The 22,499-nt window shown below is 48.6% G+C and carries 24 protein-coding genes and 1 tRNA gene; 16 read left to right on the top strand and 9 right to left on the bottom strand.

Features of this window, described 5'->3' with window-relative positions; all coding sequences use genetic code 11:
* The first annotated feature begins 139 nt into the window (after window positions 1-139).
* Window positions 140-2,833, top strand: a complete 2,694-nt coding sequence (locus tag BQ8005_RS07695; RefSeq protein ID WP_075317640.1) for a transglutaminase domain-containing protein — start codon at window positions 140-142, stop codon at window positions 2,831-2,833.
* A gap of 251 nt (window positions 2,834-3,084) precedes the next feature.
* Here BQ8005_RS07695 and BQ8005_RS07690 read toward each other — a convergent pair whose 3' ends face one another.
* Entirely contained in the window at window positions 3,085-3,288 is a 204-nt protein-coding gene (locus BQ8005_RS07690; protein ID WP_021847091.1) for a hypothetical protein, read from the bottom strand.
* A 216-nt stretch (window positions 3,289-3,504) separates the two neighbouring features.
* On the opposite strand from BQ8005_RS07690, the gene mtaB reads away from it, so the two are divergent.
* On the top strand, window positions 3,505-4,824 hold the full coding sequence (mtaB, locus tag BQ8005_RS07680; protein WP_075317639.1) for a tRNA (N(6)-L-threonylcarbamoyladenosine(37)-C(2))-methylthiotransferase MtaB: 1,320 nt from the start codon (window positions 3,505-3,507) through the stop codon (window positions 4,822-4,824).
* Window positions 4,825-4,849: 25 nt separating this feature from the next.
* Window positions 4,850-5,866: a glycosyltransferase family 2 protein gene (locus BQ8005_RS07675; protein ID WP_075317638.1), complete on the top strand. Its 1,017-nt coding sequence runs from the start codon at window positions 4,850-4,852 to the stop codon at window positions 5,864-5,866.
* Here BQ8005_RS07675 and folB read toward each other — a convergent pair.
* Complete coding sequence (folB, locus tag BQ8005_RS07670; RefSeq protein WP_021847094.1) at window positions 5,855-6,229, bottom strand: dihydroneopterin aldolase; 375 nt, start codon at window positions 6,227-6,229, stop codon at window positions 5,855-5,857. The genes BQ8005_RS07675 and folB overlap by 12 nt on opposite strands.
* A gap of 161 nt (window positions 6,230-6,390) precedes the next feature.
* On the opposite strand from folB, the gene BQ8005_RS07665 reads away from it, so the two are divergent.
* From BQ8005_RS07665 to BQ8005_RS07655, 3 genes are all read left to right on the top strand, one after another.
* The gene (locus BQ8005_RS07665) at window positions 6,391-7,158 is read left to right on the top strand and encodes a DUF1295 domain-containing protein (protein WP_075317637.1); all 768 of its coding nucleotides are present in this window, start codon (window positions 6,391-6,393) and stop codon (window positions 7,156-7,158) included.
* Between the two features lie 91 nt (window positions 7,159-7,249).
* Window positions 7,250-8,473, top strand: a complete 1,224-nt coding sequence (locus BQ8005_RS07660; protein ID WP_075317636.1) for an NADH:flavin oxidoreductase — start codon at window positions 7,250-7,252, stop codon at window positions 8,471-8,473.
* A 2-nt stretch (window positions 8,474-8,475) separates the two neighbouring features.
* Entirely contained in the window at window positions 8,476-9,321 is an 846-nt protein-coding gene (locus BQ8005_RS07655; protein ID WP_075317635.1) for an SDR family oxidoreductase, read from the top strand.
* 105 nt (window positions 9,322-9,426) lie between these two features.
* On the opposite strand, the gene pfkA is transcribed toward BQ8005_RS07655, so the two are convergent.
* From pfkA to cmk, 3 genes are all read right to left on the bottom strand, one after another.
* Window positions 9,427-10,407, bottom strand: a complete 981-nt coding sequence (gene pfkA / locus BQ8005_RS07650; protein ID WP_021847098.1) for a 6-phosphofructokinase — start codon at window positions 10,405-10,407, stop codon at window positions 9,427-9,429.
* Between the two features lie 72 nt (window positions 10,408-10,479).
* Window positions 10,480-11,358, bottom strand: a complete 879-nt coding sequence (locus BQ8005_RS07645) for a 4-hydroxy-3-methylbut-2-enyl diphosphate reductase (RefSeq protein WP_075317634.1) — start codon at window positions 11,356-11,358, stop codon at window positions 10,480-10,482.
* An 85-nt stretch (window positions 11,359-11,443) separates the two neighbouring features.
* On the bottom strand, window positions 11,444-12,133 hold the full coding sequence (gene cmk / locus BQ8005_RS07640) for a (d)CMP kinase (RefSeq protein WP_075317633.1): 690 nt from the start codon (window positions 12,131-12,133) through the stop codon (window positions 11,444-11,446).
* A gap of 280 nt (window positions 12,134-12,413) precedes the next feature.
* On the opposite strand from cmk, the gene BQ8005_RS07630 reads away from it, so the two are divergent.
* The 9 genes from BQ8005_RS07630 (at window position 12,414) to BQ8005_RS07585 (ending at window position 18,412) form a co-directional block, all read left to right on the top strand.
* Window positions 12,414-13,106, top strand: coding sequence for an energy transducer TonB (locus BQ8005_RS07630; protein WP_075317631.1), 693 nt, complete (start codon window positions 12,414-12,416; stop codon window positions 13,104-13,106).
* An 87-nt stretch (window positions 13,107-13,193) separates the two neighbouring features.
* Entirely contained in the window at window positions 13,194-14,171 is a 978-nt protein-coding gene (locus BQ8005_RS07625) for a polyprenyl synthetase family protein (RefSeq protein ID WP_075317630.1), read from the top strand.
* Between the two features lie 38 nt (window positions 14,172-14,209).
* A complete protein-coding gene (locus BQ8005_RS07620) occupies window positions 14,210-14,923 on the top strand; it encodes a hypothetical protein (RefSeq protein ID WP_021847103.1) in 714 nt (237 codons plus the stop codon).
* Window positions 14,923-15,705 (top strand): TatD family hydrolase, encoded by a 783-nt coding sequence (locus BQ8005_RS07615; protein ID WP_075319029.1) that lies wholly within the window; start codon window positions 14,923-14,925, stop codon window positions 15,703-15,705. The genes BQ8005_RS07620 and BQ8005_RS07615 overlap by 1 nt, the downstream gene beginning before the upstream one ends.
* A 162-nt stretch (window positions 15,706-15,867) precedes the next feature.
* Window positions 15,868-15,955 (top strand) — tRNA-Ser (locus tag BQ8005_RS07605).
* Between the two features lie 80 nt (window positions 15,956-16,035).
* Window positions 16,036-16,842 (top strand): MotA/TolQ/ExbB proton channel family protein, encoded by an 807-nt coding sequence (locus BQ8005_RS07600; RefSeq protein ID WP_075317628.1) that lies wholly within the window; start codon window positions 16,036-16,038, stop codon window positions 16,840-16,842.
* An 18-nt stretch (window positions 16,843-16,860) separates the two neighbouring features.
* Window positions 16,861-17,346: a hypothetical protein gene (locus tag BQ8005_RS07595; RefSeq protein WP_075317627.1), complete on the top strand. Its 486-nt coding sequence runs from the start codon at window positions 16,861-16,863 to the stop codon at window positions 17,344-17,346.
* An 11-nt stretch (window positions 17,347-17,357) separates the two neighbouring features.
* Window positions 17,358-17,948: an ExbD/TolR family protein gene (locus tag BQ8005_RS07590; RefSeq protein ID WP_075317626.1), complete on the top strand. Its 591-nt coding sequence runs from the start codon at window positions 17,358-17,360 to the stop codon at window positions 17,946-17,948.
* Complete coding sequence (locus tag BQ8005_RS07585; protein WP_075317625.1) at window positions 17,948-18,412, top strand: ExbD/TolR family protein; 465 nt, start codon at window positions 17,948-17,950, stop codon at window positions 18,410-18,412. The genes BQ8005_RS07590 and BQ8005_RS07585 overlap by 1 nt, the downstream gene beginning before the upstream one ends.
* A 234-nt stretch (window positions 18,413-18,646) precedes the next feature.
* On the opposite strand, the gene BQ8005_RS07580 is transcribed toward BQ8005_RS07585, so the two are convergent.
* Together BQ8005_RS07580 and BQ8005_RS07575 are read right to left on the bottom strand one after the other, a co-directional pair.
* The gene (locus tag BQ8005_RS07580; protein WP_075317624.1) at window positions 18,647-19,180 is read right to left on the bottom strand and encodes a GNAT family N-acetyltransferase; all 534 of its coding nucleotides are present in this window, start codon (window positions 19,178-19,180) and stop codon (window positions 18,647-18,649) included.
* Between the two features lie 34 nt (window positions 19,181-19,214).
* Window positions 19,215-20,492, bottom strand: a complete 1,278-nt coding sequence (locus tag BQ8005_RS07575; protein ID WP_075317623.1) for an IgA Peptidase M64 — start codon at window positions 20,490-20,492, stop codon at window positions 19,215-19,217.
* Between the two features lie 146 nt (window positions 20,493-20,638).
* On the opposite strand from BQ8005_RS07575, the gene BQ8005_RS07570 reads away from it, so the two are divergent.
* Complete coding sequence (locus BQ8005_RS07570; RefSeq protein ID WP_021847936.1) at window positions 20,639-21,124, top strand: Lrp/AsnC family transcriptional regulator; 486 nt, start codon at window positions 20,639-20,641, stop codon at window positions 21,122-21,124.
* Window positions 21,125-21,154: 30 nt separating this feature from the next.
* On the opposite strand, the gene BQ8005_RS07565 is transcribed toward BQ8005_RS07570, so the two are convergent.
* Window positions 21,155-21,643 (bottom strand): dihydrofolate reductase, encoded by a 489-nt coding sequence (locus BQ8005_RS07565; RefSeq protein ID WP_075317622.1) that lies wholly within the window; start codon window positions 21,641-21,643, stop codon window positions 21,155-21,157.
* 19 nt (window positions 21,644-21,662) lie between these two features.
* Window positions 21,663-22,457 carry a thymidylate synthase gene (locus BQ8005_RS07560; protein WP_075317621.1) on the bottom strand — a complete coding sequence of 265 codons (795 nt, stop codon included), beginning with the start codon at window positions 22,455-22,457 and terminating at the stop codon, window positions 21,663-21,665.
* Window positions 22,458-22,499 lie beyond the last annotated feature (42 nt).

Below are 22,499 nucleotides of genomic sequence, written 5' to 3'. Positions count from 1 at the left end.
AGAAGCTGGTGAAAGTAGACGGTAAATAGCTGATGAATATCGGCAATTTTTTGATTCGTTTTGTCAGTACATTCGGGAATTGCGAGTTGGTAGAATGGAAAACTTATTGTACATTTGTCAGCATAACAACCTCTCATTTATGAAATATATCGTCTACATCTTCAGCCTGGTCTGGCTGACATGCTTGTTTGCCTCGTGCAGTAGCAAACATGCCCATTTTATCAGTGATTCAACCTATCGTGCCCGTGTGGAGCAGGACTTCCAGCAGAAGCAGGTCGTCATGTCCAAGGGCAACCTGTTCGCCATCTTCGATACTGACCTGACGCTCTACGAGCGCGAGGCGCTGGAGTTTCTCTACGCCTACATGCCGCTAGCCGACATCACGGACTACTCCGGCGGTTTCCACCTGATGAATGTACAGGCGGCTCACCGTGCTTCCGAAGAGATGCCTTGGGGGCGGATGGTTTCCGAAGAACTGTTCCGCCACTTTGTTCTCCCTGTGCGGGTGAACAACGAGCCTCTGGACAGTGCCCGCGTGGTGTTCTACGAAGAACTGAAGCCGCGCGTGCAACACCTCTCCATGCGTAATGCCATTCTGGAGGTGAACCATTGGTGCCACGAGAAGGCCGTCTACCAGCCCAGCGACGCACGCACCAGTTCGCCGCTGGCCACAGTTCGTACCGCTTACGGACGCTGCGGCGAGGAGTCTACCTTCCTGGTGGCTGCCCTGCGCTCAGTGGGCATTCCCGCGCGCCAGGTCTATACTCCCCGTTGGGCACATACCGACGACAATCATGCCTGGGTGGAAGCCTGGGCTGACGGCAAATGGTACTTCCTCGGTGCCTGTGAGCCTGAGCCGGTGCTTAACTTGGGCTGGTTCAACGCGCCTGCCAGCCGCGGCATGCTGATGCACACCAAGGTCTTCGGCCGTTACGAAGGACCGGAAGAAGTGATGTCCGTCACACCCAACTATACCGAAATCAACGTTATCGACAACTATGCTCCCACCGCCCAGGCCACGGTGACCGTGACCGACGAGGCCGGACAGCCCGTCAGCGGAGCGTTGGTGGAGTTCAAGCTCTATAACTACGCCGAGTTCTATACCGTGGCTCGCAAGCAGACCGATGTATCGGGGCAGGCCTCGCTCACGGCCGGCAAGGGCGACATGCTGGTGTGGGCGTCGAAAAACGGACGCTTCGGTTTCCAGAAGCTTTCGTTTGGTAAGCAGGACGCCCTGACCGTGAAACTCGACCGTCGCGATGGTGACCCGTTCGAATTGGATTTGGACATCGTTCCGCCCGTTGAGTCGGCCAATCTGCCCGCCGTTACGCCTGAACAGCGAGCAGAGAACGACCGTCGCATGGCCGCAGAAGACTCCATCCGCAACGCCTATGTGGCTACAATGATGACGCCCGAGGCAGCGCATGCCTGGGCTTCTTCCCAGAAGGGACTGAACGAAGCAGAGCAGCAGCGTGTGGCCGATTTTCTGGTGGCTTCGCGTGGTAATCATGCTGTCATCAAGGCCTTTGTTGCCTTTGCTTTGGAGCAGGGACAGGGCGGCCGGGCTGTCGAGCTGCTGGGCGCTGTGTCTGCCAAAGACTTGCGTGATGCCCGTTTACCCATTCTGAAAGACCATTTGCTGCATACGGCGGTTGTGCCTTGCGAGCAGAGCGTGTCGGCGTTGCTGAACCCGCGCATTGCGACAGAAGAACTGACAGCCTATAAGTCTTTCTTCCAGCAAGTCATTGACGAGCAGACAGCCGAAGACTATCTGTATCATCCGCAGAAGCTGGTGGACTGGTGCCGCGAGAATATCGCTCTGAACGATACCTTGAATTCACAACGTATTCCCATGTCGCCCGAAGGCGTATGGAACGCCCGCATGGCCGACACCTATTCGCGCGACATCTTCTTTGTGGCCGTGGCCCGCAGCTTGGGCATTCCTGCTTGGATTGACGAAGTGACCGGAGCTGTATGTTATTTGGACTTGGCCAATCATCCGAATCTGAAGAACGGAAAACTTTATCATGTGGACTTCAATATGGGCGGCACACAGACGGTATCGCCTTCGGGTAGCCTGGTGGCAACGTTCCAACCCACTAAGTTCATTAACGATCCTAAATACTACAGCCATTTCACCCTGTCACGTTGCGAGAACGGTGTACTTCGCCTGCAAAGCTATGATGAAAGCGGTGCTTCATGGAACACCTTGCTGCGTACCCCCTTGCAGATGCCGGCCGGCTACTATGTGATGGTGAGCGGTACGCGTCTGGCCAGCGGTGGCGTGCTGGTGCACATGAGCGGCTTGAATGTAGAGGCGGACAAAACGGTGAATACAGCCTTGACAATGCGTGAAAGTAAGGACCAGATACAGGTGATAGGTAACTTCAATTCCGAATCGCTCTTTACGCCTATCGCTGACGGTGTCGTGGCCGATGATCCCATTAGCGTATTGACGGCATGTGGTCGCGGTTATTTCGTGGTTGGCGTCTTGGGTGTAGGGCAGGAGCCTACCAATCATGCTCTGAAGGACATTGCCAAACTGAACAAAGAATTGGAGAAGTGGGGGCGCAAGATGGTGCTGCTCTTCCCCGATACCGAGAAGTATGGCAAGTTCCGTCCGCAAGATTTCCCGGGTCTGCCGTCTACCATTGTCTACGGTATCGACAGCCACGGCATTGCTGCCCAGATTATAGAGAATATGAAGCTAAAGCATAAAGACACGCTGCCGGTATTTGTGATAGCCGACACATTCAACCGCGTGGTGTTCGTTTCGCAAGGCTATACCATCGGCTTGGGCGAACAGCTGATGCAGACAGTGAAGGGCCTGTAAACGCTCTTCCTGACACAGTGCTTCGTTGGGTTCTGACACAGTGCTTCCTCACCTTCTCATGCAGTGCTTCGTGAGAGGATGAGGAAGCACTTCGTTAGACCCTCATCCTGCACTTCATGGAGGCCCCATGTCGTATGGTGTGGAAATCTGCGTTGATATAAAGAGGAGGATACGAACTGTAAAGGCATAAAAAAAGTCTGGTGTGCTTTCGCACGTCAGACTTTCAATTCTCTCTGTGTGTTGTACTGAAATTATTCAGCTACAACAGCGCTGTCAGCTACTACAGTATCAGCTGCCTGAGCTGCTGCCTCAGCTGCGGCTGCTTCAACAGCTGCGATAGAGTCAGCGATACGGATAGAATCAGCTGCTGCTTGTTCAGCGTTAGCTGCTTTGTTACCACAAGATGCGAAAGATACTGCTACGATAGCTGCTGCCATCAAAACTAATTTTTTCATTTTCTTTTTACTTTAAAAAACGTAATACAATCAATTGCTTTATTAAAACGCCGCAAAGGTAGGGACTTTTTGGATATGTTGTTCTCGAAACCCCAACTTTTTTTATATTTTTTTTCGAAGCCTGTCTCTGAATGCCCTATGTCTGTGAGGAAATAATGGAATATAGAATAATAATGTGTAACTTTGCATCCGCATTAAAAGTTATGTAAGCAAATTATGATTGATACCAATATATTTCAGAATAAGACAGCTGTCTATTATACGTTGGGCTGCAAGCTGAACTTTTCGGAAACGTCCACTATCGGCAAGATGTTGAAGGAAGCCGGAGTACGTACGGCCAGACGGGGAGAAAAGGCTGATATTTGCGTGGTAAATACCTGTTCGGTGACCGAAGTGGCTGACAAAAAGTGCCGTCAGGCCATTCATCGGCTGGTGAAGCAACATCCGGGTGCCTTTGTGGTAGTGACGGGATGTTATGCACAGCTGAAGCCGGATACTGTGGCCCATATCGAAGGCGTAGATGTGGTTTTGGGTGCTGAGCAGAAAAAAGATTTGCTGCAATACTTGGGCTACCTTCAGAAGCATGAAACAGGTGAAGCTTTCACGTCGGCTTTGAAAGACATCCGTTCGTTTGCCCCGTCGTGTTCGCGTGGCGACCGCACGCGCTTCTTCCTGAAAGTGCAGGACGGTTGCGATTACTACTGTTCCTATTGTACCATTCCCTTCGCTCGTGGTCGTAGTCGTAACGGTAGTATTGCTTCGTTGGTTGAACAGGCCCGGCAGGCAGCGGTCGAAGGTGGAAAAGAAATCGTATTGACGGGAGTTAATATAGGCGACTTCGGCAAATCGACAGGTGAAACTTTCTTCGACCTGGTGAAGGCGCTGGACGAGGTAGAAGGTATTGAACGTTACCGCATTTCGTCTATCGAGCCCAATCTGCTGACCGATGATATTATCGACTTCGTATCACATTCCAAGCGGTTTATGCCTCATTTCCATATCCCGTTGCAATCGGGTTCGGATGAGGTGTTGAAGCTGATGCGTCGTCGGTATGATACAGCTCTGTTTGCTTCCAAAGTGCATAAAATCAAGGAGGTAATGCCCGATGCCTTTATCGGTGTGGACGTCATTGTGGGAACGCGTGGCGAAACGGAAGAATATTTCGAGGAGGCATATCGCTTTATAGAAGGATTGGATGTCACACAGTTGCATGTGTTCAGCTATTCCGAACGGCCGGGTACGCAGGCGTTGAAGATAGATCACGTAGTGTCGCCAGAAGAAAAGCATCGTCGCAGTCAGCGATTGCTGGAACTGTCTGATCTGAAAACCAAGGCTTTCTACGAGAAACATATCGGACAGACTTTGCCTGTGTTGTTGGAAAAATCCAAGCCTGGTACACCTATGCATGGCTTTACGCCTAACTATATACGGGTGGAAGTGCCCCATGACGATGCACTCGACAATTGTGTGGTGACTCTTCGATTGGACGAATGGAACGAGGAAGGGACCGCTTTGAAGGGCTTGCCCTTGGAATAAGCTATAGAAGAGAACGGTAGAAGATATGGAAAAGGTAGCAGTCGTCATATTAAACTGGAACGGATGCGAGATGCTTCGTTCTTTCTTGCCTTCGGTCGTGGCCCATTCCGAAGCGGATGGGGCCGTCGTATATGTCGCAGACAATGGTTCTACAGATGCTTCGGTTCAGCTTGTTCGGAAAGAATTTCCTTCAGTGCGTCTTATTCAGCTGGAAAAGAACTGGGGATTTGCCGACGGCTATAATGAAGCCTTGAAGCAGGTAGCGGCGGAATATGTAGTGCTGCTCAATTCGGATGTGGAGGTGACAGCTCATTGGTTGCAGCCGCTTTTGGCCTATATGGATACTCACTCGGAAGTAGCCGCTTGCCAACCCAAATTGCTGAGCTGGCACGACAAGAGCGCTTTCGAGTATGCAGGTGCTGCCGGCGGTTTCATCGATTGCTATGGTTATCCTTTCTGTCGTGGACGCATTATGGGTGTTGTTGAAAAGGACGAGGGACAATATGATACGGTTGTTCCTGTCTTTTGGGCTACAGGGGCTGCTTTGTTCATTCGTCGGAAGGATTATTGGGAAGCGGGTGGATTGGATGGTCGCTTCTTCGCTCACATGGAGGAGATTGATTTATGTTGGCGTCTTCGTGCCCGCGGTCGGCAGTTGGTATGTATCCCCCAAAGTGTGGTTTATCACGTGGGTGGTGCTACGTTGAAGAAAGAAAATCCCCGCAAGACATTTCTGAATTTCCGTAACAATTTGTTGATGCTTTACAAGAACCTGCCTGCCGAAGAATTAGGCAAAGTGATGCGTGTTCGTTGGTTGCTCGACCAGGTGGCAGCTTTTGTATTCCTGCTGAAAGGTCAGTGGGACAATGCTTGTGCCGTTTGGCGGGCTCGTCGGGAGTATTGTCGGCTTCGTCCCTCGTTCCGTCTGTCGCGCGAGGAGAACGAAAAGAAGGCCTGCACATCGGTGATACCCGAGCGTACACGTTACAGTATTCTGATACGTTATTATCTGAAGGGGAAAAAACGTTTTTCAGGCCTGTAAAGTCTGTCTTTCTATATGTACCTCCACTCCTGCTGTTTCAATATCGGCTCCCATGGGTGGATTGCGTTTGGATAGTTTCAGGTCAATGCGTTCGATCGTTGGAAAATCGTTGAACAGACGGCGGACAATGCGTCCTGCGACATGTTCAAGTAGTTTGGAAGGAATATCCATTTCTTCTTTTACGGCTTGGTGGATTTCAGCATAGTTGACGGTATCGGCCACGTCGTCACTTTCCATTGCACGTGCAATGTCTGTTTTCAGTCGTAGCGATACGACGAACTCATTGCCTACAGTCGTTTCTTGGGGAGCTACGCCATGGTAAGCAAAAAAGCGGATGTTTTCGAGAAGGATATAACTTGTCATGTCTGCCTGTTTCAATAAGAAAATATTAAAAATGGAACAGTTTTTTATCAATAAAATTGTTTATTGAACAGTTGCTGTTTTAATAGTGCAAAGATAAAATAAAAGGAGGGCGTCACAATATTTTTTTCGCTATATTTGTGCGTCTTAAATATAGAATACTTATGTCTTTGCATCAATTTCATCTCTTCTTATGGGTGATGAGCAGTGTGGCTTTGCTCGTTTTCATAGCCCTCTATTTTGTAAAAGCTGGTTACGGCATGTTTCGTACCGCTTCGTGGGGATGGTCTATATCCAACAAAGTGGCTTGGGTGCTGATGGAGGCACCTGTCTTTTTCGTGATGTTGGGATTGTGGATGATAAGTGGGGTTGGATTCTCTGCGCCACAATTTTTGTTTTTGCTTCTGTTTGAATTGCATTATTTGCAACGTTCGTTTGTCTTTCCACTCTTGATGAAGGGGCGTAGCCGTATGCCGGTAGCTATCATGGCAATGGGCATTGTATTCAATGTGTTGAACGGATTGATGCAGGCTGGTGGAATATTTTGGTATGCGCCCGAAGGATATGCCGAAGGATGGACTTGGTTGATGCGTCCGCTTTCTATTATAGGTTTGGTGCTGTTCTTCGTTGGTATGGGTATCAATCTGCATTCCGATCATGTCATTCGTCATCTGCGCAAGCCGGGTGACAATCGGCATTACCTGCCAGGCAAGGGAATGTACCGTTATGTCACGTCTGCCAATTACTTTGGAGAGCTAGTAGAGTGGACGGGGTTCGCCTTGTTGACCGCTTCACCTGCAGCGTGGGTATTTGTTTGGTGGACAGCGGCCAATCTAGTGCCTCGAGCTGACGCCATACACAAGCATTATCGCGAAGAGTTTGGCAACGAAGCCGTGGGGCGTAGAAAACGGATTATACCTTATATATATTGATGGCTAGAAAAAAAGAAAAAGGATGCTTTTCTTGATCTTAAAAGGCTGTGATCGTCTTCTTAAAACATCCTTTTCTAAAATTAGATAGATTATGAGTTCGAAATTATTTACTCCAGTAACCTTGGGACCGCTGACGCTACGTAATCGTACGATCCGTTCAGCGGCCTTTGAGAGCATGTGCCCTGGCAATAAACCTTCAGAGCAGTTGCTCGATTATCATCGTTCAGTTGCAGCCGGCGGGGTAGGCATGACGACCGTTGCCTATGCGGCTGTGACTCGTAGCGGCCTTTCATTCGATCGCCAGTTGTGGATGCGGCCGGAGATTATCCCTGGACTTCGTCGCTTGACAGATGCTATCCATGCTGAGGGAGCTGCCGCCAGTATCCAGTTGGGTCACTGTGGCAACATGTCCCATAAGAGTATCTGCGGTTGCTTGCCCGTGGGGGCCAGTACAGGATTCAATTTGTATTCTCCTACATTTGTTCGCGGTCTTCGGGCAGATGAATTACCCGAGATGGCGCGTGCCTATGGTCGTTCGGTTAATCTGGCTCGTGAAGCAGGATTTGATGCGGTAGAAATTCATGCGGGGCATGGCTATCTTATCAGTCAGTTCCTTTCTCCTTCTACCAATCATCGAAAGGACGAGTTCGGAGGTTCGTTGGAAAATCGTATGCGCTTTATGGATATGGTGATGGACGAAGTGATGAAGGCGGCTGGCAACGACATGGCTGTATTGGTGAAGATGAACATGCGCGACGGCTTTCGTGGAGGAATGGAGATTGATGAATCTTTGCAGGTGGCTCACAGGTTACAACAATCGGGAGCACATGCCTTGGTGCTGAGTGGAGGATTTGTCAGCAAGGCACCGATGTATGTGATGCGCGGCGAGATGCCTATCCGTACCATGACTCACTACATGACCTGCTGGTGGTTGAAGTACGGAGTACGCATGGTGGGTAAGTGGATGATACCTACTGTTCCTTTCAAAGAAGCTTATTTTCTGGAAGATGCTTTGAAATTCAGGGCTGCGCTCGATATGCCTTTGGTCTATGTCGGCGGATTGGTGGCCCGACAAAAGATTGACGAAGTGTTGGATCATGGTTTCGAGGCTGTACAGATGGGACGCGCTCTGCTCAATGAACCTGGCTTTGTCAATCGCATGCGTGAGGAAGAGCATGCACGCTGTTCTTGTAAACATAGTAATTATTGCATTGCTCGTATGTATTCTATCGATATGGCTTGTCATCAGCGTCTGAAGGAAGAGCTTCCACTTTGTTTGAAAAAAGAAATCGAACGAATAGAAAGTCGAGGATAGCGATGGAAAAGAAATTGGCTATAATAACAGGTGCCGATGGCGGTATGGGAACGGAAATAACCCGTGCTGTCGCCTTGGCTGGCTATCGTATACTGATGGCATGCTACGATCCGCAGAAGGCAGAAGAGAAAAGACAAAAGCTGATTAAAGAAACAGGTAATACAGACATTGAGGTGCGAAGAATTGATCTTGCTTCGTTGGACACGGTAGCTGCTTTTGCCGATTATCTGTTGGGACGTGGCGAACGTGTATCGCTGTTGATGAACAATGCCGGCACAATGGAAACGGAACGCCGCATAACGGTAGACGGATTGGAGCGTACGGTCAGTGTCAATTATGTCGGACCTTATTTGTTGACGCGGAAATTACTTCCGCTGATGGGAGAGGGAACCCGCGTGGTCAATATGGTTTCATGTACTTATGCCATTGGACGGCTGGATTTTCCAGAATTTTTCTTGAAAGGCAAGAAAGGCAGTTTTTGGCGTATTCCTATTTATAGTAATACTAAACTGGCGTTGACCTTGTTTACACTTGAGCTTGCTGAACGTGTGAAGGACAAGGGGATTGTGGTTAATGCGGCTGATCCAGGTATTGTTTCAACGGATATCATTACTATGCATATGTGGTTCGATCCGTTGACGGATATTCTTTTCCGTCCTTTTATTCGTACGCCACGCAAAGGAGCAGCTACGGCGGTCAGTCTTTTGTTGGATAAGGATGCTGGGGAACGTACAGGAACATTGAATGTCAGCTGTCATCCTAAACAACTTTCAGAACGATTCACTCATCACAAGCAGGCTAAAGAGTTGTGGGAACGGACGGAACTGCTTGTAAAGAAATGGCTTTAGTTTTGGAAAAAGAATGCAGATCGCATCAACTAAAAAGCCAGACATTTCATATTGAAATGTCTGGCTTTTTAGTTGGAAACACTTAAAATTTTCTATTGTTTTTTCTTAGATAGACAGTGCCCGCAATACATTGACAAGCTCTTTCTTGATGGGCTTGTCATTTTTGATAGCCTTGGTGAAGGGAACATAAACGACTTCGTCATGTTCGATACCGATCATTACATTGCGTTGTCCTTCCATAATGGCGTCAATAGCAGCGGCACCCAGTCGGCTGGCCAGGATACGGTCGTGAGCCGTGGGGCTTCCGCCACGTTGCAGGTGGCCGAGGATGGTAACGCGTACATCGTATTGTGGATATTCATTCTTTACACGTTCAGCATAGTGCATGGCACCTCCCGTCAGTTCGCTTTCGGCAACGAGGACGATACTGCTGTTCTTTGACTTGCGGAAACCGTTCTTGATGAACTCTTCCAACTGGTCGACTTCCGTACTGAATTCGGGGATGATGGCTGCTTCGGCACCCGATGCAATGGCACCGTTCAAGGCCAGGAAACCTGCGTCGCGTCCCATAACTTCGACGAAGAACAGGCGCTCGTGTGATGTGGCCGTGTCGCGGATCTTGTCGACGGCGTCAAGGATGGTGTTCAGAGCCGTATCGTATCCGATGGTGGTATCCGTACCATAGAGGTCGTTGTCAATGGTGCCAGGCAGGCCGATGCAGGGTACGTCGAACTCTTGTGCGAAGATGCGGGCGCCTGTCAGCGAGCCGTCACCGCCGATGACTACGAGGGCGTCGATGCCTTCCTTTTTCATGTTGTCGTAGGCTTGCTGACGGCCTTCAGGAGTGGTGAATTCCTTGCAACGTGCTGTTTTCAGGATGGTTCCTCCCAGCTGGATGATGTTGCTTACATTCTGGCTCTTGAATTCTTTAATTTCGCCGGTCACCAGACCTTTGTATCCTCTATATATACCTTTCACTTGAAGTCCGTTGTAGATGGCTGCGCGTGTCACCGCACGGATGGCAGCGTTCATACCCGGAGCGTCTCCTCCGGAGGTCAGGATGCCGATGCACTTAACTATTCCCATAACAATCTTTTTTAGTTAATAAATGACGTTGCAAAGATACGAAAAAGCTTAGGGTAGCTGTAATAATTTTCGTTAATTTGCCGAAGTTTGAAGTTTCTCTTCAATCGTTGCAGAGATTTTTTCCATCAGCCATTTAGGGGTGGAGGTAGCTCCACAAATGCCGATAGAGGAGGCTTTTGCCAGCAGGGAAGTGTCTATTTCTTCAGGGCTGTCTATCAGGTGAGAGTTGGAGTTCACCTTCTGGCATTCGCTGAACAGCATCTTGCCGTTGGAGCTCTTCTTGCCGCTGACGAAGAATATCAGGTCGTGCGAGGCGGCAAACTTGCGGATGTTAGGAATGCGGTTGGCTACCTGACGGCAGATGGTGTCGTAGTATTCGAAGGTTGCGTCGGGCGAGATGTGCTCTTTGATATACTCTACGATGCGTTGGAATTCGTCGAGCGACTTGGTTGTCTGCGAGTAGAGGCGAATGCTGCGGCTCAGGTCGAGCGACTTGGCTTCTTCCAGTTTTTCGATGACGATGGCCTTCCCTTCCGTCTGCCCGACGAGCCCCAGTACCTCGGCATGACCGTTCTTGCCATAGATCACTATTTGCTTGTCTTCTTCCGTGTTTTGGGTATATTCCTGCTTGATGCGTTTCTGCAGGCGGAGGACAACGGGGCAGGTGGCGTCGATGATTTCGATGTGGTTTCGGCGGGCCGTCTCGTAGGTCTCGGGTGGTTCGCCATGGGCACGAAGCAGTACCTTGGCGTCGTGCAGGCGGTTGAATTCGTCGTGGTTGATCGTGACGAGTCCCATTTCCTTCAGACGCTCCACTTCACGGCTGTTGTGCACAATGTCGCCCAGGCAGTACAGCGTGCCGCCTTTGGCCAGCTCTTCTTCGGCTTTGCTGATGGCGTTGACCACTCCGAAGCAGAAGCCCGATCCTTCGTCTATTTCTACTTTTGCCATACGATAAAACGGTGTTTTACGAGTTGGAAAACATTGCTTTCCTATTCGGAAAACGGTGTTTTCCTGATTAGAGGAAAATGCGTGGTCAGTTGCCGGCCACGCGTGCGAATTGTTCGGCCAGCCATTCCTTTTGCTGTTCGATGGTCAGATGGCTGTTGTCCAGCAGCAGGGCGTCGTCGGCCTTGCGCAGGGGACTCACTTCGCGATGCTGGTCGATGTAGTCGCGCTGCTTCACGTTCTCCAGTATCTCGTCGAAGTTTACGGCTTGTCCTTTGGCCTTCAGCTCGTCGTAGCGGCGCTGGGCGCGTATCTCGGGCGAGGCGGGGGCGGATATCTTCAGCTCGGCGTCGGGGGAGACGGGAGTACCTATGTCGCGGCCCTCCATCACGATGCCTTTTTGCCGTCCCCTTTTCTGCTGTTGCTTGACCATGGCTTCTCGTACGAAATCGAGGGCAGCCACAGGACTGACATGGGAGGATACTTCCATGGTGCGTATCTTGCTTTCTACGTTCATGCCGTTCAGGTAAGTGTCAGGACGGTTGGTTTCCGTATTGGGGCGGAAAGTGATGTGGAGGTTGTCTATTTCGTTCCGAAGTTTTTCTACGTCGATCTGTCCGTCGTGCAGGAGTCCGTTTTCGATGCAGTACAGGGTGACGGCACGATACATGGCTCCGCTGTCGATGTAGATATAGCCGATCTCGCGGGCCAGATCTTTGGCCATGGTACTTTTGCCACAGGAGGAAAATCCGTCAATGGCGATAGTTATCTTTCTCATTTTTCCTATATATAATAAGGTGGTTGTCTGTTCAAATGGAATGGCCTTCGTCATAAAACGAAAACATTTCATTTTTTGTTCAAAAAAACATGCCAAAGATAAGGGTATTTTTAAAATATCTCGTTACATTTGTGGCATAAAAGCGAAAGTAGCGTTTTGAACAATTAAAAAAACGAAAATGCAGCATGGAATGTGTAAAAAAAGGCATCCGTGTGTGACGTTTCGGGGGAAAAGTGCTATATTTGCCCAAAATGAGAAACACTAAAATTAATAATAAATTATGGAAGTTAAAAAATCGCCTAAAGCAGACTTGGAGAACAAGAAATCGACTTGGCTGCTCATCGGCTATGTGATTGTGCTCGCTTTCATGTTCGTTTCTTTCGAATGGACGAAACGTGATGTGAAGATTGACATGAGCCAGGTTGTAGCCGACCTTGTGTTTGAAGAGGAAATTGAAATTCCTATTACGGAACAACCGGAAATGGCTACTCCTCCGCCTCCTCCTGAAGCACCCGCCATTGTTGAGACTTTGACAATTGTGGATGACGATATGGATATCGAGTCGACTGAGATCGCTTCTTCTGAGGAAACCGGTCAGGCTGTAGAAATCGCTTACGTGCCTCCTACGGTAGAAGAAGAAGAGGTTGAGGAACAGGAAATCTTCGAAGCCGTTGAACAAATGCCTGAATTCCCCAATGGTGGTATGGCTGGTTTGATGCAGTTCCTGAGCAAGAACATCAAGTATCCGACTATCGCACAGGAAAACGGTACGCAGGGTCGTGTGACAGTGCAGTTCGTGGTAAATGCCGACGGTAGTATCGTGGATGCCAAGGTAATCCGTGGTGTTGACCCTTACTTGGATAAGGAAGCTCTCCGCGTGATCAACTCCATGCCGAAGTGGAAACCTGGTATGCAGCGTGGTAAGGCTGTACGTGTGAAATACACAGTGCCTGTAATGTTCAGATTGCAGTAATTTTATAGTTTGATAATAAGGAAAGAGGTTGCCGTATGTGCAGCCTCTTTTCGTTCCTGTCCATTTCTTTTCTTTCCGAGATTAGCTATGTTTAAATCATCCGAACTACTTGAGAAAATCAATGCTCATATTGCCGGCCTTCAGTTTACTCGTCGTCCTGAAGGACTTTATGAACCAGTGACTTATGTCCTTTCATTGGGTGGAAAACGCATACGCCCCGTGCTGATGCTGTTGGCTTACAATTTGTATAAAGAAGATGTAGAAACAATCTTCAATCAGGCAACGGGAATCGAGGTGTATCACAATTACACCTTGTTGCACGACGACCTGATGGACAAGGCGGACCGTCGTCGTGGCAAGCCGACGGTGCATAAGGTTTGGAATGAAAATACGGCCATTCTTTCGGGTGATGCCATGTTGGTGTTGGCTTATCGGTATATGGCCGAAGGATGTCCTGCCGACCTCTTGAAACCGGTCATGGATTTGTTCGGACAGACGGCGCTCGAGATCTGTGAAGGACAGCAGTTCGACATGGAATTTGAGAGTCGCAACGATGTGTCGGAAGTAGAGTATTTGGAGATGATCCGGCTCAAGACTTCTGTTCTGCTTGCGGCCAGTTTGAAGCTGGGTGCCCTGTTGGGTGGCGCTTTGCAGGAGGATGCTGACCGTCTGTATGACTATGGCGTCAATATGGGCTTGGCTTTTCAGTTGAAGGACGATTTGCTGGATGTCTATGGTGATCCGAAAGTCTTTGGCAAAAATATCGGTGGCGACATCTTGTGCAATAAGAAAACCTATATGTTGATACAAGCTCTCGAGCGTGCATCTGACGATCAGCGGAAAGAGTTGGAGCGGTGGTTGGCTGCCGATGATTTTGTATCGGCTGAGAAAATAGCAGCTGTGACGCGCCTTTATGACGAGATTGGTATCAAGGATTTGTGCGAACAGAAAATCCGCGAATACACCCGCCTGGCAGAAGAAAGCCTTTTGCAGGTAGGAGTGGCAGAAGAACGCAAGCATGAGTTGCAGGCGTTGCTGGAAGGCCTGGCGCATCGTGAGTCGTGAGTTTGGTGCAATTTAATCGTCTAAATTGATAAGACAGAATGCCCTATAGAAGATTACCCAATACGGATCAGGCACGTATTCGAGCTTTGAAAGCTGCGATCGAAAAAGCCGATGCCTATGACAATCCGTACGGAATTCCTTTCAGTTTCAAGGTGCTTGGAGCTGCAAGAAATTTTCTGCCTCGCTTTGAGGCGGCTCACATCTTCTATATGGAATGCTTTGAAAGGCAGGCCGCTGCCGGAAGAAAGCATCAGGCGCATGTGAAAATGGCCCGCCTGTATCTTTCTCATTTCATACAGGTGCTTAATTTAGCTGTGATACGCTCGGAGATACGTCTCTCCCATAAGGAATATTATGGCTTGGATGCCCAAAACTCCCTTCCCGATTTGTCCAGCGAACAGGCTTTGGTGGAGTGGGGACGCAAGGTTATCGAAGGAGAGAACCGTCGTATTTCCCAAGGAGGCATTCCTATTTATAACCCTACCATTGCCAAGGTGAAAGTCCATTATGATATCTTTCTGGAGGGCTACGAAAGGCAGAAAAGCTTCCAGTTGGCTACAGCTCGTGCCTTGGAAGCATTGGCGGCCATGCGTCAGGAAGCCGATGCACTGATCTTGGATATCTGGAATCAGGTGGAAGCGAAGTTTGAACAGATACTTCCCAATGAAAAACGTCTCGAACTCTGCCGTTCGTATGGATTGATTTATTATTATCGAACCAGTGAGAAAATGAAAATAGAAGGAGGATGCTGATGACAATGATTGATACACATTCCCATCTTTTTTTGGAAGAATTTGCTGACGACTTGCCTGAAGTGATGGAACGGGCACGCCAGGCTGGTGTCAGTCATATTTTTATGCCTAATATTGACAGTACGACTCTCCAGCCTATGTTGGATGTGTGTCGTCGCTATGAAGGGTATTGCTTTCCGATGATTGGGCTTCACCCGACGTCTGTCCGTGCCGAAGATTATGAAGATGAACTGGCTGTAGTTGCTCGTGAATTGGCTTCCGGCCGGAAGTATGTAGCCATTGGCGAGATCGGTATGGATTTATATTGGGATCAGACTTTTCAGAAAGAGCAGGAGGACGCGCTTCGCCGTCAGTTGGATTGGGCTTTGGATTATGATTTGCCAGTTGTGATCCATTGCCGCGAAGCGTTTGCGCCTATATATAAGATAATGGAAGATTACCGCTCTACCCATTTCCGTGGAGTCTTTCATAGCTTTACGGGTACAGCTGACGAAGCACAGCGTATCTTGGAGTTTCCTGGCTTCTATTTAGGTGTGAATGGCGTGGTGACTTTTAAGAAGTCCCATCTGCCCGAGTTGTTGTCGTCCGTTCCTTTGGATCGTATTTTGTTGGAGACAGACTCTCCTTATTTGACTCCAGTTCCCTATCGGGGACGCCGAAATGAAAGTGCCTATGTACAGTACGTTTTGCTGAAGGTCGCCGAGGCTTGCCGATGTACGCCTGACGAGGTAGCGAAGCAGACATCTGAAAGCGCGTTAAAAGTGTTTGGAATGCTCAAATAAGGACGCAAAGATTTTAAAGTTTATTAATTTTGGGATTTTATTAAAGATTATAGGCGGAGAATGCGATGCGAGAACAAAAAAAAGAATACATTTGTAGCTGAAAATGCTGGTGGTTCGCAAATTTTTTGTAATTTGCAGCCGATTTGAGGAAATTATAGATAAGGAGAGATGCTCGAGTGGTTGAAGAGGCACGCCTGGAAAGCGTGTATACCCCTAAAGGGTATCGGGGGTTCGAATCCCCCTCTCTCCGCAACAGACGATAAAAAGCGAATAATAAATAAACATAATAACAAGTAATTTAATTAATTAATCTTAAAAATTAGACACACAATGAAAAAGTTATTTGCAATTGTTGCTGTGATGGGAGTCTTAACATTTGGCTCAACTCAACTTGCTAAAGCTCAGGATGCTCCTGCAGCGGAACAAACAGAACAGGCTGCTCCTGCCGTAGAAGCTGCTGCTGACGAGGCTGCTGCTCCTGTAGTAGCAGAAGAAGGTGGTATTCACAAAGAATTGAAGACCAAATTTATCGAAGGTTCTGCATTCTTCATGAGTTTCCCTGCTATTGCATTGGTTATCGGTCTTGCATTCTGCATCGAGCGTATCATTTACTTGAGCTTGGCTGAGATTAACACAAAGAAGTTCGTTGGTGCTGTTGAAGCTGCTTTGGAAAAAGGCGACGTAGAAGGTGCCAAAGACATTGCCCGTAACACAAGAGGTCCTATCGCTTCTATCTACTATCAGGGTCTGATGAGACTTGATCAGGGTGTAGATGTAGTTGAAAAGTCTGTAGTTTCTTACGGTGGCGTTCAAGCTGGTTACATGGAAAAAGGTTGCTCTTGGATCACGCTGTTCATCGCGATGGCTCCGTCTCTGGGATTCTTGGGTACTGTAATCGGTATGGTGCAGGCATTCGATAAGATCCAGCAGGTAGGTGATATCTCTCCGACGGTCGTTGCAGGTGGTATGAAGGTGGCCTTGATTACTACTATCTTTGGTTTGATCGTAGCCTTGATCCTTCAGGTATTCTACAACTACATTCTGTCTAAGATTGAAGCTCTGACTAGCGAAATGGAAGATTCTTCTATCACGCTGTTGGATATGATCATCAAATACGACTTGAAATATAAGAAATAATCTACTGTCTGCGATATTATGAAGAAATTTAGAATTCAAAACGTTTCGGGCTCTGCCTTGTTGATCATGCTGCTCCTCACAGTTGTTGTGGTAGCCATGTTCTTCTTGGGTGGTGAGACTCCGGTGGAGCAACGTTTGGTCGCAGATACCTCTTTGTCTGAGCCTGCGCAAACAGATCTCCTTATCTATTGGATGTACATATTGTTCGGTATCACTGTAGCAGTTACTTTGGTTGCTGCAATCTATCAGTTGATTACCAATTTTATCGACTCTCCGAAGGCTACAATCAAGTCTCTTCTTGGAGTAGTATTCCTGATTGTTGTTATGATTTTCTCATGGGCAATCGGTAGCGATCAGGCTTTGGTAATGCCGGGTTATGATGGAACTGAAAATGTTCCTTTCTGGCTGAAACTGAGCGATATGTTCTTGTATACGATCTATATTCTGATGGGTATAACAGTATTGTTGATCCTCGGATTTGGAATTACAAAGAAATTTAAATAAATTAGTAACACATGGCTAGAAAGAAAAGAGGCTGCCCGGAAATCAACTCCAGTTCAACGGCGGACATGGCTTTCTTGTTGCTGATTTTCTTCTTGATTACCACTTCTATGGATACCGACCGTGGTTTGGCAAGACGTTTGCCCGAACCTCCGCAGGAAAACCAGAAGAAGGAAGATAAGGATATTAAGGAGCGCAACATTTTGCAGGTCTTCGTGAACTTTAACGACCAGTTGATGTGTGGAAGCGACTATGTCAGCGTAGAACAGCTGCGCGACAAGGCAAAGGAATTCATTGCCAATCCGTACAACGACGAAAAGTTGCCGGAAAAAGTGGCTGTCGAAGTTCCTTTCTTTGGAACCCAGATGGTGACAAAATTCCACGTTATCTCTTTGCGTTGTGACCGTGGTACGTCCTACAAAGCATATATTGCTGTACAGAATGAACTGGTAGCTGCCTATAACGAGTTGCGTAATGAACTGGCACAGTCCAAGTGGCAGAAGAATTACGCTGACTTGAATGAAGAGCAGCAGGAGGCTATACGTCAGATTTATCCTCAGGTAATCTCTGAGGCAGAACCTAAAAAGTACGGAGAAAAGAAGTAATGGGAAAATTTAGTAAAACAGGTAAACGCGGAATGCCGGCGTTGAACACTTCTTCTCTGCCTGACCTTATCTTCTCTTTGTTGTTCTTCTTTATGATTGTAACAACAATGCGTGAGGTAACATTGAAGGTTGAGTTTAAGGTTCCGCAAGCTACAGAGTTGGAAAAGCTTGAGAAGAAATCTTTGGTAACGTTTATCTATGTTGGTAAACCGACTGCCGAGTTTCGTAAGAAGCTGGGTGATGAGAGCCGTATCCAATTGAACGACAGCTTTGCTGAAGTTTCTGAAGTATATGACTATGTCAACGGTGAACGTGCCAGTATGAAGGAAGAGGATCAGCCGAACATGACTGTTTCTCTGAAGATTGACCAAGACACCAAGATGGGTATTGTTACTGAAATCAAGGAAGCTCTCCGTCAAGCTTATGCATTGAAGATTAACTATTCAGCGCAGCCGCGTCAGTAATAGTTGAGATAGATATTGAAAAAGGGCATATCCTTTTGGGGATATGCCCTTTTTTGTTTCCCAAACTATTGGAATATTTGTTCTGCAAGTTACGTGTAGCTTGTTTATAATGTATAACCTGTGCCTTTGACGAAGCACTGCATGAGGCTCTCACTCAGCACTTCATGAGGGGCTCACGAAGCACTGTGTTACCCTGTCATGAAGTACTGTGTTAAGTCCTCACGAAGCGCTGTGTCAGTGGGCGTTGTACACGTCCCGATAGATTCTTTGCTTTACTTTCTCGTAGTCTTTCTGGCTGTCCAGTGCTCCATGTACCATCAGGCGCATGGGCAGGAAACTGTCACCCGCTTTATAGGGAGGCTGGTAGTACTCGTTTTCCCACAGCGTGAAGCCGTTCCGTTGGTAGAATCCTATTCGTCGTTGTGCCATTTCCTCTTGGGGCATCTCCACTTCCAGTACGATCGGTTTGCCCAGAATCGTACACAAGTGCTGTAGCACTGCCTTTCCGTATCCACCGTTTCTTTGGGCCGGATCTATGGCGAAATGTTCGGCATAATAGAAGTCGTCGAAGTCCCAGTAGCTGATAAGGCCGATGGGGCATCCGTCGTTCAGCACGATATTGTTGTAGAAGTGCGTGCGGTGATCCGTAAAATCTCTCAGTTCGTTCAGGTCTCTATATTCGTCTGCTGGGAACGAACGTGTCATCAGTTCTTCCAGAAAAGCATACAGCTCCCGGTCAGAGGTAGTAATGCGTTGCAGTGTAATCATGTATGGTTTGTTTATGGATGTAAGATGATTTTCTTTATTCTGTATAAAATTCAACCAGCCGTTGGATGGCCCGTTGGCAGACGGGGCAGAACGTTGGATATTCGTTGGTGCGCATCCGGCAGTTGTCAGCCGGGCGATAGATACCTTTCGCTGAATATCCTCCCCCTTCGTAGACGCCTACCGGATAACGTTCGCTTTCGGCTGTCGGGGTGGGGATCGGTGTTTCCTTACCGAGCATATTCTCCCATTTCGATGTAAAGTCAACGCGGGTGCTGATGTTGGGCTCCCACGGTTCTACGTCCAACGGGTAGGTATCCGTCATAACGTCGTCGTCATAAAAGTATTCATCGGCCAGTCCGGCAAAGCTGTGTCCGAATTCGTGTACCACTACGGGGCGGAACATCGGATGGTGGGCAGTGGTTAGTGTATAGGCGTTGTAGATGCCTCCACCGCCATATTCGTCTGTGTTGGCCAGGATGATGATATGTTCGTAAGGTATGCCGGCCAGTGCGTCGTGTATAGACTTCACGCGCGATGTTGTCAGGTAGCGATCAGAGTAGAACGTGCTGAAATGTGAACTGAAAGCGGTTTGTTTCCAATCATTCAGGCGTGGGATGCTGACGCCACTGTCTTTCGATGGGCTGGCTACGGCCACTACGTTGAAGCGGTTTTTCAGCGACTTGAACGGTTCATGTCCGAACAAACTTTCACAAGCTGTGGCTGCATCGCGGTAGAATGTCTCCATTTCGGCTTCCGTATAGCCCTCTGCCAGGATGGCTACGTCGATGCACTGCTCAGCGCTTCCGCTTTGCATCAGATATTTATGGGGTGTCACGTCGCTGAATCCTTTCGGATGGATCAGGATGTCAGCAGGATCTACCGTATGCTTCATGCTGGCTTTCGGTTTCAGGCGTTTGTCGAGGAGGGTTACTTCCACTTCGACCGGTTGCTTGGGATAGGGCAGTAAAAACGTGTTTTCGAAGCCTTTTTGTATCTTGCGGGCTTCGTCTGTCTCCAACCATTCCTGAAAGAGAGTAGAGAAAGATGTGCGGTAGATGACGGTCCCTTTTTCCTGGTCACGAACCGTTATCTGTCCATAGCCGGTGAGTGGCAGCTGGGCCAGATTGTGCTTGCGCCCGCTCCAGCCGGGCAGTACCGACAACTCGTCTACCCAGATTTCCTGGCGTTCGGCATTGCCGGTAAAGAAGTAATCCACACGGAGCGTCTTGTCCGTAAAATACTGCGAAAAGTCCTGCGCAACCAGTGTGCCGACTGTTAGTAGCAGGATGAGCATGCATGCATATTTTTTCATCACTTATTCTTTTTATGGGAAACACAAAGATACAGCTTTTATCATATATATACAAGAAAAGTAACAATCTCGCTCTTTTTTGCTGAAAAAAATGCTAACTTTGCAGCCTGATAATTTGGATTATTATAATTATAAGAATTAAAAAAATGGGACATCATCAATTGGATACTTTGGACGAGCAGATCTTGAAACTGATAGCTGACAATGCCCGTATCCCTTTCTTGGAAGTGGCTCGTGCCTGCAATGTATCTGGCGCTGCCATTCATCAACGCATTCAGAAACTTACCAATTTGGGAATACTGAAAGGATCGGAATACATTATTGATCCCGAAAAGATCGGTTATGAAACGTGTGCGTACATCGGTATCTATTTGAAAGATCCTTCATCGTCAGATGCAGTTATCAAGGCTTTGGAGAATATTCCCGAGATTGTGGAGTGCCACATCACTACCGGCAAGTACGACATGTTCATCAAGCTTTATGCACGCAACAACCGTCACTTGCAGAATATTATTCAGGAAAAACTGCAGCCGCTGGGTATGGCGCGGACGGAAACGTTGATTTCCTTCCACGAAGTGATTAAGCGTCAGATGCCGATTCTGATCGAAGACGAAGATCAGGAAGAAGATTGAGCGAAGTGGAATCAGTGACTATGTCAGGTATTAGCTCCTGACATAGTCTACAAAGGCATACGGACAGGGATGTTTTTCATCGGCAGGATGAACATCCCTGTTTTTTTCGTGCCATATCTCAGGCTGTACCTGCGGGAAGTAAGCATCCGCTTGCGGAGCTTCCGCGTCTATCTCTGTCAGACAGAGCCGGTCGGCCAGCGGCAGGGCTTGCCGGTAGACGCTTTCGCCGCCGAGGATATAGACCTCTTCGTCGGTATTGCAGTGGCTTAGGGCTTCCTCCAGGCTGGTGAAAACTTCCGCGCCCGGGCAGCAGGTAGCAGCGTTGGACGAAAGTACGATGTTGCGTCGGTTGGGTAGGGCGCCTTTGGGTAGCGATTCGAAGGTCTTGCGGCCCATGATAATGGTATGGCCTGTGGTCAGTGCCTTGAAGCGTTTCAGGTCGTTGGGCAACCAGAAGAGCAGTTTGTTTTGGTAACCGATGGCCATGTGGCGGTCTACGGCGGCGATGATACTGATCATGTTTTCTTTTTGTTTTGGGTTAGACAGAAACCTTGCCTGCAATATGTGGATGCGGATTATAGTTCACCAGCTCGAAGTCCTCATACTGGAAATCGAAGATACTCTTCACGTCCGGATTGATTTTCATCTGCGGCAGGGGACGCGGTTCGCGCGTCAGCTGCAGTTTCACCTGCTCCAGGTGGTTCAGGTAGATGTGTGCATCGCCCAGCGTATGAATGAAATCACCTGCTTTCAGGCCCGTCACCTGCGCCATCATCTGTAGCAGCAGGGCATACGAGGCGATGTTGAACGGTACGCCCAGAAAAGTGTCCGCACTGCGTTGGTACAGTTGCAGGCTCAGGCGCCCGTCGGCCACGTAGAACTGGAAGAAGGCGTGGCAGGGCGGCAGGTTCATGTTGTTCAGGTCGCCCACGTTCCAGGCACTCACGATGATACGGCGTGAGTCGGGGTTGTGCTTGATGGTTTCCACCGCTTCGCTGATCTGGTCGATGAAGCCGCCCTGATAGTCGGGCCACGAGCGCCACTGGTAGCCGTAGATATGTCCCAAGTCACCGTCCGCGTCGGCCCATTCGTTCCAGATGCGCACGCCGTGTTCCTGCAGGTACTTCACGTTGGTGTCGCCTTTGAGGAACCAGAGCAGTTCGTAGATGATGGATTTCAAGTGCAGCTTCTTGGTAGTGAGGCAGGGGAAGCCGTCGTCCAGATTGAAGCGCATCTGATGGCCGAACACACTGATGGTGCCCGTGCCGGTTCGGTCGCTCTTCTCGACGCCTTCGGTCAATATGCGGTTGAGCAGGTCTAAATATTGTTTCATGGCGTAACTTCTTTATTTGGATGCAAAGGTAACCTTTTTAGG

The sequence above is a fragment of the Bacteroides togonis genome (genome assembly GCF_900130135.1).
Lineage (GTDB): Bacteria > Bacteroidota > Bacteroidia > Bacteroidales > Bacteroidaceae > Bacteroides > Bacteroides pullorum.
The sequence above is the reverse complement of the archived record's forward strand: the minus strand, read 5'-3'. Positions and strand labels throughout refer to the sequence as shown.